Origin of the sequence: Lysinibacillus sp. Bpr_S20 (genome assembly GCF_023337835.1) — a bacterium.
In the GTDB taxonomy this organism is placed as follows: domain Bacteria; phylum Bacillota; class Bacilli; order Bacillales_A; family Planococcaceae; genus Lysinibacillus.
The window spans coordinates 573,546-588,039 of record NZ_JALNLQ010000002.1; the positions used below are offsets into that span (position 1 = coordinate 573,546).

Genomic DNA, 14,494 nt, shown 5'->3' on the forward strand with positions numbered 1-14,494 from the left:
CATGACAAAAGTTCTTCAACATGTACAAATGGTAAATGAACAAGGCGAGCTACATACAGTAAATATCGCTATGGCAGATGGCAAAATTACGGCAATAGGTCCAAACGTAGAAGTAGCAGGCGCAGAAATAATCGAAGGAAATGGTTTAGTTGTTGCACCAGGCTTTGTCGATGTACATACACATTTACGCGAGCCAGGCTTTGAACATAAAGAAACAATTGCTACAGGTTCGGCATCAGCAGCAAAAGGTGGCTTCACAACAATTTGTGCGATGCCAAATACAAAACCAGTGCCAGATTCAGTAGAAAATATGCAGTTGATTAACGGTCTTATTAAAGAAAGTGCAGTGATTCGAGTACTGCCATACGGTTCATTAACAAAGGATATCTCAGGTGAGGTTCGCACAGACATTGCAGAATTAAAAGAACATGGGGCTGTCGCATTTTCAGATGATGGTGTTGGTATCCAGCTTGCATCAACTATGTATGAGCAAATGAAGGATGCAGCACAGCACGATATGGTAGTTGTTGCACACTGCGAGGATAACTCATTAATTTACGACGGTGTTATGCACGAAGGGAAGCGTAATAAAGAGCTTGATTTACCAGGAATTCCATCGATTTGTGAATCCGTTCAAATTGCACGAGATGTTCTACTAGCAGAAGCAGCTGGAGCACGTTACCACGTATGTCACGTATCAACAAAGGAATCTGTACGTGCAGTACGAGACGCGAAAGCAGCAGGTATTCGTGTCACTGCAGAAGTTTGCCCACATCATTTATTACTTGAAGAAATGGATATCCCATCAGATGATGCAAATTGGAAGATGAATCCTCCGCTTCGTGGAGCAGATGACAAAGACTCACTCCATGCAGCTATGCTAGACGGCACAATCGATTGCATCGCTACAGATCATGCTCCACATACAGTAGAAGAAAAATGCTGTGGTATGGTTGGTGCTCCATTTGGCATTGTAGGCTTCGAAACAGCGTTCCCACTGCTTTACACACAATTTGTAGAAACAGGGAAATGGACGTTAAAGCAGTTGATTGATTGGATGACTGTAAAGGCTGCTCAAATTTTCGATTTACCATATGGCACATTAGAAGTGGGTGCTTCAGCAGATATGATTTTAATAGATTTAAATAAAGAACAAACAATTGATGCAGAAGGCTTTGTATCAAAAGGACGCAATACACCATTCAATGGCTGGGTTGCAAAAGGATGGCCAGTTCTTACAATTTTTGAAGGCAATATCGTATACCAGGAGGCAGAGTAATGAAAAAACGTTTACTTATTTTAGAAGATGGCACAGTATTTACAGGTACAGCGTTCGGTAGTGAGCGAGCTTCACAAGGTGAGGTCGTATTCACAACGGGGATGACAGGTTATCAGGAAACAATTTCAGATCCTTCATTCTACGGACAAATTGTAACGTTAACTTATCCTTTAATCGGTAATTACGGTATTAACCGTGATGATTTTGAATCGATCACACCTGCTATTCGAGGATTTGTAGTTCGTGAATTAGCAAAAACACCTTCAAACTTCCGCTGTGATTTAACGGTAGATGAATACTTAACTTCAAAGGATATCCCGGGCATTGAAGGAATCGATACACGAAAATTAACACGCATTATTCGTAGTAAAGGGTCAGTAAAGGCTATTTTAACAGCGGCTGATGAAGAAGTGAATATAGATGAAATCGTTGCAAAATTACAGGCAACACCAGCGATTACACATCATGTTCGTGAAGTATCGCCGAAAGCAGCCTACCCATCACCAGGTCGTGGCAAACGCGTCGTATTAATTGACTATGGTATGAAGCACGGTATCCTTCGTGAGTTAAACAAACGTGATTGCGATGTACTCGTTGTCCCTTACAATACTTCGGCAGAGGAAATTTTAGCATGGCATCCAGATGGAATTATGCTATCAAATGGTCCAGGTAACCCTGAAGACGTAGCAGAAGGCATTGAAACGGTACGAAATTTAATCGGAAAAGTGCCAATGTTCGGTATTTGCTTAGGTCACCAAATCTTCTCGCTAGCATGTGGTGCACGAAGCTTCAAATTACCATTTGGTCACCGAGGTGGTAACCATCCAGTAAAAGATTTACGCACGGGTCGTACAGATTTAACATCTCAAAACCATGGTTATGCAATCGACATCGATTCATTAAAAGATACAGATTTAGAAATAACACATATCGCATTAAATGATGGCACTTGTGAGGGTGTGCGTCACAAGAAATATCCAATCTTCACAGTGCAATATCACCCAGAAGCATCACCAGGTCCAGAGGATTCAAATCACTTATTTGATGAATTTATCGAAATGATGGAAGTAGAAGCAGGGAAGGGGAAACAACATGCCTAAACGTACAGATATTGAAACTATTTTAGTAATCGGATCAGGTCCAATCGTGATCGGACAAGCAGCAGAATTTGACTACGCAGGAACACAAGCTTGTCTTTCTTTAAAAGAAGAAGGCTATCGTGTTATCTTAATAAACTCAAACCCTGCGACAATTATGACAGATACAGAAATTGCAGATAAAGTGTATATTGAGCCAATTTCACTAGAATTTGTATCACGAATTTTACGTAAAGAACGTCCAGATGCCATCCTACCAACACTTGGTGGTCAAACAGGTTTAAACATGGCCATTGAATTAGATAAATCAGGAATTCTAGATGAGCTTAATATTGAAATTCTTGGAACAAAATTAGATGCGATCCATAAAGCTGAAGACCGTGATTTATTCCGTAATTTAATGTACGAGCTAGGTGCTCCAGTACCTGAATCAGATATTATTCATAACTTAGATGAAGCGAAAAACTTCGTAGCGAAAATCGGCTACCCGGTAATCGTTCGTCCTGCCTTCACACTTGGTGGTACAGGTGGCGGTATTTGCTACAACGATCAAGATCTAGAGGAAATCGTGACATCTGGTCTAAAATATTCACCAGTAACACAATGTTTACTAGAAAAATCAATCGCTGGTTATAAAGAAATAGAATATGAAGTAATGCGTGATGCTGTCGATAACGCGATCGTTGTATGTAACATGGAAAATGTTGACCCAGTTGGTATTCATACAGGTGACTCTATCGTAGTGGCGCCTACACAAACACTTTCAGATCGTGAAAACCAAATGCTACGTAATATTTCATTAGATATTATTCGCGCCCTAAAAATTGAGGGTGGCTGTAACGTACAGTTAGCACTTGATCCATATAGCTTCAATTACTATGTAATCGAAGTAAACCCACGTGTATCACGTTCATCAGCGTTAGCATCAAAAGCAACAGGCTATCCAATTGCCAAGCTAGCAGCAAAAATCGCAGTTGGTTTAACATTAGATGAAATCAAAAACCCTGTAACAGGTTCTACGTATGCTTGCTTCGAGCCAGCTTTAGACTACATCGTGGCGAAAATCCCACGCTGGCCGTTCGATAAGTTTGAATCAGCAAAGCGTAATCTAGGGACACAAATGAAGGCGACTGGTGAAGTGATGGCACTTGGTCGTACATTTGAAGAAGCTATGCTAAAAGCAGTGCGCTCTCTTGAAACAGGACAAGTTCACTTAGAGCTGAAACATGCAGAAGAAAACACGGATTCTTGGATTGAAAAACGTATCCGCAAAGCAGGTGACGAGCGTCTATTCTTTATCGGTGAAGCACTTCGTCGCGGTGTTACAATTGAGCAAATCCATGAATGGTCTGCCATTGACTTATTCTTCTTAAATAAATTCAAAAACATCGTAGATATGGAGCAAACACTTGCTGACCATAAAAACGATAAAGATGTGTTACGTACAGCAAAACGTCTAGGCTTTGCAGATAAGAAAATTGCCGAGCTTTGGGAAACAACTTCAGAAGAAGTATATGCGTATCGTAAAGAAAATGGCATTATTCCAGTATATAAAATGGTTGATACTTGTGCAGCGGAGTTTGAATCTGAGACACCATACTTCTATGGCACATATGAAGATGAAAATGAATCAATTAAATCCGATAAGCCGTCAGTCGTGGTACTTGGTTCTGGTCCAATCCGCATTGGTCAAGGGGTAGAATTCGACTATGCTACAGTACACTCAGTATGGGCAATTCAAGAAGCAGGTTACGAAGCAATCATTATTAACTCGAATCCAGAGACCGTTTCAACTGACTTCTCGATTTCAGACAAATTATACTTTGAGCCATTAACAATTGAAGATGTTATGCATATTATCGACTTAGAGCAACCAATTGGCGTAGTTGTACAATTCGGTGGTCAAACAGCTATTAATCTGGCTGATAAATTAGCTGCCAATGGTGTGAAAATCTTAGGTACATCACTTGAAGATATCGACCGTGCGGAAAACCGAGACAAATTCGAGCAAGCATTACGCGACTTGGACATTCCACAGCCACAAGGTGAAACAGCTGTATCTACGGAGGAAGCTCTTGCTATAAGCGATCGTCTAGGCTTCCCTGTACTAGTTCGTCCTTCATACGTACTAGGTGGACGTGCGATGGAAATTGTCTACAACCGTGAGGAATTACAACATTATATGGAGAACGCAGTAGAAGCATCTCCAGATCACCCAGTATTAGTTGACCGCTACTTAACTGGTCAAGAAATTGAAGTTGATGCCATTTGTGACGGTGAAAATGTATTAATACCAGGTATTATGGAGCATATCGAGCGTGCAGGGGTCCACTCTGGTGACTCTATCTCTGTATACCCACCACAAAAATTAACACAAGCGCAAAAAGATACGTTAGTGGATTATACAACTCGCCTTGCAAAAGGTCTTGGCATTATAGGCTTAATGAACATTCAATATGTCATTTCACAGGGCGAAGTATATGTCATCGAGGTTAACCCTCGTTCATCTCGTACAGTACCGTTCTTAAGTAAAATTACAAATATTCCGATGGCAAACATTGCAACGAAAGCGATTCTTGGTAAATCAATCGTAGAACAAGGCTATCCAACAGGTTTAGCGCCAGAGCAAAAAGGTGTCTTCGTGAAAGTACCAGTATTCTCATTCGCTAAATTACGTCGTGTTGACATTACACTAGGACCTGAAATGAAATCAACAGGTGAAGTAATGGGTAAAGATGCAACATTAGAAAAAGCACTTTACAAAGGCTTAGTTGCAGCAGGTATGGAAATTCGTACAGAAGGCACAGTATTGTTCACAGTTTCAGATAAAGATAAAGAGGAAGCCATTGCACTTGCAAAACGCTTCTCAACAGTAGGCTATCGTATTGTTGCTACTGAAGGTACAGCTCAAGCGTTTGAAGCGGCTGGCGTACGCACAGATGTAGTTGGTAAAATCGGTGCAAAAGGTGAAACATTAATCGATTTAATTCAAAACGGTGAGGCACAGCTTGTGGTCAATACGTTAACGAAAGGTAAACAGCCGGCACGTGATGGCTTCCGAATTCGCCGTGAGTCTGTAGAAAACGGTGTACCTTGCTTAACTTCATTAGACACAGCAGAAGCGATGGTCCGTGTTATTGAATCAATGACATTCACAGCAGAACAAATGCCAAAAGCGGAGGTAGTACATTAATATGATTCGTCAAGAGAAAATGACGGTCGTCTCTCAAAAGCAAATAGCGACAAACATTTTCGAATTGACACTTCGTGGAGAACTGGTTCAGGATATGACACCTGGCCAGTTTGTCCATGTAAAGGTGTCAGATTCATTGGAGCCGCTTTTACGTCGACCAATTAGTATTGCAAACATAGATAAAGACAACAACAAATTTACAATGATTTATCGTGCGGAGGGTCGTGGAACAAGCGTGTTAGCGACAAATCGTGAAGGGCAGCTTGTCAATGTCCTTGGTCCAATCGGTAATGGCTTCCCTGTAGAAGCAGTAAAAGAGGGAGGCACAGCCCTACTAGTTGGTGGGGGAATTGGGGTACCTCCATTACATGAGCTTTCTAAGCAATTGAACGCACGAGGTGTTAAAACAATTCATGTGCTAGGCTTCCAATCGGAAGATGTATGCTTCTATGAAGAAGAATTCAGCGCCCTTGGAGAAACACATTATGTAACAGTTGACGGCTCTAAAGGAACAAAAGGCTTTGTCACAAATGTTTTAGAGTCACGAGCACCCGAATTCGATGTCTTTTATTCTTGTGGTCCGCTACCGATGTTAAAAGCACTTGAAGGCTTTTATCCAGAAAAAGAAGGTTATTTATCATTTGAGGAGCGTATGGGCTGTGGTATTGGTGCTTGCTTTGCATGTGTATGTAAAACAACAGATCAAGTAGCAAAAGACTATGTCAAAGTATGCTCTGACGGTCCAGTTTTCCCGAAAGGTACGGTGGCATTATGAGTCGTTTAAACATTCAATTACCAGGCTTAGACTTGAAGAATCCAATAATGCCAGCATCCGGCTGCTTTGGCTTTGGACGTGAATACGCACAGCTTTATGATTTATCAAAGCTCGGCGCTATTATGATTAAAGCTACGACTGTAGAAACACGTCCCGGCAATCCAACTCCACGCGTCGCAGAAACAGCAGCAGGGATGTTGAATGCCATTGGTTTACAAAATCCCGGAATCGAAAAAGTAATGAATGAAGAATTAAAGTTTTTAGAAGCGTATGATGTGCCAATCATTGCAAATGTTGCGGGTACGGAGACAGCGGATTACGTAGAAGTAGCGCAACGCATTTCTACTGCACCAAATGTGAAAGCATTAGAGCTTAACATTTCTTGTCCGAACGTTAAATGTGGTGGTATTCAATTTGGTACAGATCCTGCAACTGCACGAGAGCTAGTGAAAGCTGTGAAAGCTGTTTCAGAAGTGCCTGTATACGTGAAATTATCGCCAAACGTTACGAATATCGTAGAAATTGCACAAGCTGTTGAAGCCGGTGGTGCAGATGGCATTACCATGATTAATACACTAATTGGCATGCGTTTAGACGAGCGTACAGGTAAGCCAGTGATTGCCAATGGTACAGGCGGCTTATCAGGTCCTGCCGTAAAGCCAGTTGCAATTCGTATGGTCTATGAGGTGTATAAGGCTGTCAATATTCCGATTATTGGTATGGGTGGGGTGACAGAAGCGCAGGACGTTATTGATTTTATGTCGGCTGGCGCATCTGCAGTTGCTGTTGGAACAGCAAACTTTGTCGATCACTTCGTTTGTCCAACTATTATTGATGAACTACCAGCAAAGCTCGATAAATTAGGCGTAGAGCATATTTCAGAAATTATCGGAAGGAGCCATCGTTCATGAATACAAAACCAATACTTGCACTAGATTTCCCTGGAGAAGCAGAAGTATTCAGCTTTCTAAAGCACTTTAATGAACCTCTTTTCGTGAAAATTGGTATGGAATTATATATGCAGGAAGGGCCAGATATTGTACGCAAGGTAAAGGATCTAGGTCATGATATTTTTCTAGATTTAAAATTACACGATATTCCTAATACAGTGGGCTCTGCTATGAAAGGCCTAGCAAAATTAGGCGTAGATTTAGTCAACGTTCACGCGGCGGGCGGTCGTCAAATGATGGAGGCAGCACTTGAAGGACTTGAAGCGGGTACTCCGGCAGGGCGTGAACGTGCGGCATTAATTGCCGTAACACAGCTAACTTCTACAACAGAAGAGCAAATGCAGGTGGAGCAAAAAATTGCGTTATCTTTACAAGAATCTGTATTACATTATGCAAGCTTAACAAAACAAGCTGGTTTAAACGGTGTAGTCTGCTCCGTACATGAAGCAAAAGCAATTGCTGAAGTGTGCGGTGAAGATTTCTTACGTGTGACACCTGGTATCCGATTAGCGGGTGGCGATGCACACGACCAAAAGCGCATTGCAACACCAGATGGCGCAAAACGTGACGGTTCTTCGTTAATCGTCGTTGGACGTGCCGTTACAGGTGCACAAGATCCAGTAGCAGCATATAAAATCGTAAGTGAATTATGGGAGGCATAACTATGACATTACAAAATGAAATCGCACACGCTATGTTAAAAGTAGGCGCAGTAGAATTAAATCCAACTGAACTATTCACATGGGCATCAGGCATTAAATCACCAATCTACTGTGATACACGTCTAACAATCTCTGACCCTGTAATTCGTAAGCAATTAGCAAACGGTCTAGCATCTCTTATTAAAGAACACTTTGGCGCAACAGAAATTGTAGCAGGTACTGCAACAGCGGGTATCCCACATGCAGCTTGGGTAAGTGATATTTTAGAGTTACCTATGGTTTACGTACGTTCAAAAGCAAAAGAGCATGGCCGTGGTAACCAAATCGAAGGGAAATACGCAGCAGGTCAAAAAGTCGTAGTCGTAGAAGACATCGTTTCTACAGGCGGCTCATCGATTACAGCTGTAGAAGCCTTACGTGCAGTAGGATGTGAAGTACTAGGCGTTGTGTGCGTCTACACATACAATCTTCCACGTGCTGAACAAGCATTTGATGAGGCGGGCATTAAATATGTATCTCTAACAAATTTCGATTATTTAATTGAAGCAGCAAATGAATCCGGTGCTATTAAAGAAGAAGATATTCCATTCTTAAAAGACTGGCATGGGAAGTTAAAAGCAGGAGAGCTTTAATTAAAAAGAGGGTGGTATGATAATTTTTCATACCACCCTTTCATTTGTTGAAAAACTATTGTTTCAAAGAAATTAAGGTGTCCTATTAAATAAAGTGTAGTTCTTGTTCAAAACGAGGGGTTGATTTCCGTTCCGGCTGGCGCTTTGTAGCTGACGCTGCGCTTTCGCTACAGAAAACATTTGCCGCTGACGCTGCGCTTTCGCGCAGAGCAGAGCTTCCTGGGGGCGTCGGGGCAACACGATGTTGGTCACGAAGGCGTTATCACAGGACGTGATGTTCTTAGCCTTCGTTCCCCTATCGCTAATCCCCAAGGAGTCGCCAGCCTCCACTCCAATCAACAATTCACATGACATGCGTTTTAACAAAATGACATTCAACTTTTTAGTTTTATCGAAACACTTTCAGGAGTTATCGCCCAACTTTCACGTTTTATCTACCAACTTCTGAATTTTATCTACCAACTTTCACGTTTTATCACCTAACTTTTCATTTTTATCGACATCCACCTTCCAAAGGGCAAAAAAGGATTCATACACAAAACTGTGTGTGAATCCTTTTACTTTTACAGTCTTTTTTAATCATTTTTACAGCAAAGGAGAAATGAGTCGCGTAAGAGATTCAAGCATGCGTTTTTGAATACTCCGCTTTTGGAAGGACGCCCATGTAATTTCTATGGAGTCTTTAAAATCCTGTTCAAAATCATTTTTAATATTTAGAACCGTGTTAGATTCATAGAGGACCGCAATGATTTCATAATTAAGCTCAAAACTACGAATATCCATATTGGCTGTACCAATGGATGCAACTTCATCATCAACCAGTACAATCTTGGCGTGCATAAAAGCATCTTTTAAGCGGTAAATGGAGACACCCGCTTTTAAAAGTGGTGTAAAGTATGATTGGGATGCTTGATCACTAATGATACTATCGCCTTTTCCAGGATATAAAATACGGACATCTACCCCAGAAAGTGCACTCAAACGTAATAATGTTAATGTTTCCTGATCAGGAATAAAGTATGGCGTAGCAATCCAAATGGATTTTTTTGCGGAGCTCATCATTTTCAATAACGCATTGCGAATATTTGTATCATCTGAGCTAGGTCCACTTGCAACGATTTGTACGGCACCTTCAGCCTGATGGATTCCTTGGCTTGGAAAGTATGTGCTATCCATAAAATGATTCCAAGACTCAGTATTTAAACTACTAGTAGCATAGAGAAAATCTTCTAGGAAAATGGCCTGCAGTTTATATAATGCTTTTCCTTCTATTTTTAAATGACTATCTCGCCAAATAGGAAACTTCTTTGAACGACTAAGATATTCATCTCCAACATTGAGTCCGCCTGTAAACCCAATTGTCCCATCTACAATAACAATTTTACGGTGGTTACGATAATTGACGGTTTCTAATAGCCAAGGGGAAAGAATTGAATCAAACTCGACTACTTCAATTCCTACATCTTTCATTGGTTGTAAGAAACTTCTTCGTAATTTATTACTACCGAGTCCATCATAAAGAAAGCGGACGATAACCCCAGATTTTGCTTTCTTTATTAAGGCATCGCGAATTTCTGTACCGATTTCATCTGATCGATAGATATAGTACTGAATATGAATGTGATGTGTGGCATTTTCAATTGCTTGTATGATTTCAGTAAATGTTTCATCCCCGTTTGTTAAGAGCTTTGTTGCTGTTTCATTCGCAACAGGACCGCCGCCAAATTTTTGGATAACATGTGTTAAATAGGTGGATCGTTCATTTAAAGGAGAAGACATTTCCAAATGAAAACTTTTCCCTGCTAAAATTTCACGGAATAACATCCTTTGTTCTTCGGAACGGCGTAAATGTTTCTTTCTTCTCCAGCGACTTCTTCCAAATAGTAAGTACAGAAGTAAACCGATACCGGGGAGAATGGCTAATATTAAAAACCATGCTAATGTACTTTGTGGGGAACGATTTTCAATAAAAATAATGAAGGCAATCCCTATAATTGTGATAGGCATGATAAAGCCGATTAAAGTATAGAAGGAAATAACAGATTTATTTAAGACTATGAGTATAATTGCTGCAATTGAAATGACGAATAGCAACTGGGCAACGCGATTTTTCATATGTATACATTCACCTATTCTATAAGATTCTTGGGAGGAGACTATAATTTAATAGTTTTATGATAGATTGTTTTCTTCTTTTTTACAATATAGACATTTCTGCACACTTTTCCCGCGCTAAATACCAAAGTTTCTTCATTAATTTCTTCAGTAAATCAAGTTCTTGTTAAATACTCCCATATAAAATAGTGTTATTCCGTTTTAATAGTTTTTTATTTGAAAGTTTTAGAATATATCACCTTTGCTGTTGCATATACTTTTTATAAAGCTAATTTTTTTAGGAACAATATAATTAAGAGGTACGTAAAGGGTTAGGTAAATAAAAATGAAAAAATTAATTTTTTAGTATATTGAAATTTCCGTTTAATTTTTAACACTTTAAACGAAAAAACTATTTTTAAAAAATAAATAGTTTGGATTTCAATTTCCTTATTTTTAAAGAGAATTCATAATTATTAGCTGTTATATAAAACAAGATTATTATAAAAATATTATATTTTAAAAATAAAAATAGAAGAGTATAGATAGAAGGTTGAAAAAGGAACAAGCAATTAAGTAAAGAAAAAATTAAGTTTAAAAAATTATTTTGTAAAGATGTATGGAACTTATTTGTTTGTATCTTTGTAATATTCCGAAAAATTTGCTTGATTTAATGTATTATTTCCATATAAAATAATATCACAGTTAATTTTCAGACAATTCAATTAGCGATTGTAGTTGTATGAAAAAGTAAAAAAACAGTAAAGGTATCAATAAATATTATTGGAGGTGTAAATGAATCTTTCAATAAAATATAATTCTGAAATACATTTTAAAGTGAAGTACAATCATTTTTCAGAATATTGAATATAGGAGGGGGAGATTGTTTGGATACAGCAAATGACCTACTAACAATTAGAAATCTAACTACCAGTTTCCGCATTAAAGAAACTTACCACGCTGCTGTAGAGGATATCTCACTTTCGCTTAAAAAGAATGAAGTATTAGCAATCGTTGGGGAATCGGGTTGTGGTAAAAGTACGCTAGCAACTAGTATTGTAGGCTTGTACAATCCTGTAAATACAAAAGTTTCAGGCGAAATCTTTTATAATAATCAAAATTTAACGCAACTAAATGACGAACAATTTAATAGTTTGCGTGGCAATCATATTGGTTTTATTTTTCAGGATCCTCTGTCAGCTCTTAATCCATTAATGCGGATTGGAGAACAAATTGCAGAGGGGTTAATGTATCATACAAAGCTCTCAAAGCAACAGCGCGGTAAAAGGGTACTAGAATTATTGAATCAGGTGGGCATCGCTAAACCAGAGCGTGTGGCAAGACAATTCCCGCATCAATTGTCCGGAGGGATGAGACAGCGTGTTGTGATTGCCATTGCATTATCGTGTAAACCGTCTATTTTAATTGCGGATGAACCGACAACAGCTTTAGATGTAACGATCCAAGCTCAAATACTGGACCTACTAAAAGCACTACAGTCGGAAACCGAAACAGGCATTATTTTAATTACCCATGATTTAGGTGTCGTGGCAGAAATGGCTGATCGAGTTGCAGTCATGTATGCAGGTGAAGTAGTAGAAGAAGCACCTGTTCAAGAATTATTTACGAACGCTAAACATCCTTACACGCGTTCTTTATTGAATTCTATTCCACAAACACATAGTGAAAATGAACGACTTGAAGTGATTCAAGGTATGGTGCCATCGTTGATGAATTTGCCTCGGGAAGGCTGTAGATTTTCAGCACGAATACCCTGGATTGATGCAGCTGCACATGAAAGCAAACCACAATTACACGAAATTGCACCAGGTCATTTGGTTAGATGTACCTGCTGGAAACACTTTCATTTCGAAGGTGAAGAAGGAGGCGGGACTGTATGAGCTTTATGCAAATTAGCGATTTAAACGTTCATTACCCAATTCGAGGAGGCTTTTTTAATACTGTAGTCGATAAGGTATATGCGGTTGATGGTGTCTCAATGGAGTTTGAAAAAGGAAAAACATACGGTTTAGTAGGAGAATCAGGTTCTGGAAAATCAACAACAGGGAAGGCCATTATAGGTCTAGAGAAGATCACGTCGGGTCAAATTTTCTATGAAGGTGAGAATGTTACTAACCAACGCAGAAATCGTGATTCAGCTTATAACAAAGATATTCAAATGATTTTTCAAGATTCCCATTCAAGTATGAATCCTAGAAAACGTGTTTTAGACATTTTAGCAGAGCCTATTCGGAATTTTATGAAGCTTAGTGATCAAGAGGAACGTAAGCGCATTAAAGAGTTACTAGCGATAGTAGGTATGTCGGAAGATGTATTGTTAAAGTATCCACATGAATTTTCAGGTGGTCAAAAGCAACGTCTTGGGATCGCGCGTGCGGTTGCTTGTAATCCAAAAATGATTATTGCTGATGAACCTGTATCTGCACTAGATTTATCTGTACAAGCACAAGTGCTAAATTTTATGAAAGACATTCAGCGTGAATTTGGCCTTAGTTATTTATTTATTTCGCATGATCTTGGTGTCGTGAAGCATATGTGTGATCACATAGCTATCATGTACAAAGGACGCTTTGTTGAAACAGGTACTCGAAATGATATATACATGAATCCACAACATATTTATACAAAGCGCCTATTATCAGCTATTCCTAATATTGAGCCAGAAACACGTTTGGAGCGTAAAGTAATACGTCAAGATGTCGAAGCGAATTATCAAAAAGAGCAGCATAAATATTATGACGAGCATGGCAAAGTATACCCATTAAAATCCATCTCGGATACGCATAAAGTAGCGATGTCTGACATTGAACGGGGGGGTATATAAATGTGGAAAACAATAGTTAGACGTGTATTACTGATGATTCCTCAGCTTTTTATATTAAGTCTCTTTATCTTTATATTGGCAAAACAGATGCCGGGAGATCCATTTACAGGGCTTATTACACCAGAGACAGACCCTTCAAGGATTGAGGAACTCCGTATAAAAGCTGGTTTCTATGACCCTTGGTATGTTCAGTATTACCATTGGATTACAAACGCTTTTCAAGGTGATTTTGGACGAAGCTATACATATAAAATTGCAGTGTCCACACTTATTGGTGAGCGCGGATTAAATACATTTTGGCTTTCATTACTCAGTGCAATTTTTGTTTATTTGATTGCGATTCCACTTGGGGTGTTAGCAGGTCGTTATCAAGAATCATTTTTAGATAAATCTATCACCCTGTACAGTTTTATAAGTTATGCTATTCCAACTTTCGTATTATCACTAATATTCGTCTATATATTCGGATATAGACTCATGTGGTTCCCAACTAGTGGAACTGTTGATGTAGGTCTTGAATCAGGCACAATGGAATATTATTGGAATAAAATCCATCATTTACTACTACCTGCTATCACGTATGCTATTTTAGGCACAACCGCTATTATTCAGTATTTACGCTCAGAAATAATAGATGCAAAAACTCAGGATTATGTGAAAACGGCTCGAAGCAAAGGGATCCCAATGCGAAAAGTCTACACTAGACATATTTTCCGTAATTCTCTGCTACCAATCGCAGCCTTTTTAGGGTTTACAATAACAGGTTTATTAGGTGGCTCAATTTTCATTGAAACAATTTTTGGTTTCCCAGGAATGGGTCAGTTGTTTATCAATTCAATCATGAGTCGAGATTATAGTGTTATTACGGCACTAGTTATGCTTTATGGCTTCTTAACATTATTAGGTAGTCTACTGTCTGATATTATTATGAGCATTGTTGATCCACGTATCCGCATAGACTAATGAC

Annotated in this window: 11 protein-coding genes; 10 read left to right on the forward strand and 1 reads right to left on the reverse strand. The window is 39.2% G+C overall.

The annotated features are described in order from the left end of the window. Window position 1: 1 nt before the first annotated feature. From MWJ95_RS07195 to pyrE, 7 genes are read left to right on the forward strand one after another with little or no spacing between them, the layout of a single operon-like run. A complete protein-coding gene (locus MWJ95_RS07195) occupies window positions 2-1,279 on the forward strand; it encodes a dihydroorotase (RefSeq protein ID WP_249073200.1) in 1,278 nt (425 codons plus the stop codon). Beyond that, window positions 1,279-2,379 (forward strand): carbamoyl phosphate synthase small subunit, encoded by a 1,101-nt coding sequence (locus MWJ95_RS07200; protein ID WP_249073199.1) that lies wholly within the window; start codon window positions 1,279-1,281, stop codon window positions 2,377-2,379. The genes MWJ95_RS07195 and MWJ95_RS07200 overlap by 1 nt, the downstream gene beginning before the upstream one ends. Further along, window positions 2,372-5,569, forward strand: a complete 3,198-nt coding sequence (carB, locus tag MWJ95_RS07205; RefSeq protein ID WP_249073198.1) for a carbamoyl-phosphate synthase large subunit — start codon at window positions 2,372-2,374, stop codon at window positions 5,567-5,569. Before MWJ95_RS07200 ends, carB begins: the two co-directional genes overlap by 8 nt. Before the next feature lies 1 nt (window position 5,570). Next, window positions 5,571-6,344, forward strand: a complete 774-nt coding sequence (locus MWJ95_RS07210) for a dihydroorotate dehydrogenase electron transfer subunit (protein WP_249104884.1) — start codon at window positions 5,571-5,573, stop codon at window positions 6,342-6,344. Then, window positions 6,341-7,255 (forward strand): dihydroorotate dehydrogenase, encoded by a 915-nt coding sequence (locus MWJ95_RS07215; protein WP_249073196.1) that lies wholly within the window; start codon window positions 6,341-6,343, stop codon window positions 7,253-7,255. Before MWJ95_RS07210 ends, MWJ95_RS07215 begins: the two co-directional genes overlap by 4 nt. After that, window positions 7,252-7,956: an orotidine-5'-phosphate decarboxylase gene (pyrF, locus tag MWJ95_RS07220; RefSeq protein WP_249104885.1), complete on the forward strand. Its 705-nt coding sequence runs from the start codon at window positions 7,252-7,254 to the stop codon at window positions 7,954-7,956. The genes MWJ95_RS07215 and pyrF overlap by 4 nt, the downstream gene beginning before the upstream one ends. Before the next feature lie 2 nt (window positions 7,957-7,958). After that, window positions 7,959-8,588, forward strand: coding sequence for an orotate phosphoribosyltransferase (pyrE, locus tag MWJ95_RS07225; RefSeq protein WP_249073194.1), 630 nt, complete (start codon window positions 7,959-7,961; stop codon window positions 8,586-8,588). Between the two features lie 585 nt (window positions 8,589-9,173). On the opposite strand, the gene MWJ95_RS07230 is transcribed toward pyrE, so the two are convergent. Further along, on the reverse strand, window positions 9,174-10,703 hold the full coding sequence (locus MWJ95_RS07230) for a cardiolipin synthase (RefSeq protein WP_249073192.1): 1,530 nt from the start codon (window positions 10,701-10,703) through the stop codon (window positions 9,174-9,176). 866 nt (window positions 10,704-11,569) lie between these two features. Between MWJ95_RS07230 and MWJ95_RS07235 the strand changes: the two genes are divergently transcribed. From MWJ95_RS07235 to opp4B, 3 genes are read left to right on the forward strand one after another with little or no spacing between them, the layout of a single operon-like run. Beyond that, window positions 11,570-12,583, forward strand: a complete 1,014-nt coding sequence (locus MWJ95_RS07235; RefSeq protein WP_249073191.1) for an ABC transporter ATP-binding protein — start codon at window positions 11,570-11,572, stop codon at window positions 12,581-12,583. Beyond that, the gene (locus MWJ95_RS07240) at window positions 12,580-13,527 is read left to right on the forward strand and encodes an ATP-binding cassette domain-containing protein (RefSeq protein ID WP_249073190.1); all 948 of its coding nucleotides are present in this window, start codon (window positions 12,580-12,582) and stop codon (window positions 13,525-13,527) included. The genes MWJ95_RS07235 and MWJ95_RS07240 overlap by 4 nt, the downstream gene beginning before the upstream one ends. Then, window positions 13,528-14,490: an oligopeptide ABC transporter permease gene (gene opp4B, locus MWJ95_RS07245; protein ID WP_249073189.1), complete on the forward strand. Its 963-nt coding sequence runs from the start codon at window positions 13,528-13,530 to the stop codon at window positions 14,488-14,490. The last annotated feature ends 4 nt before the right edge of the window (window positions 14,491-14,494 follow it).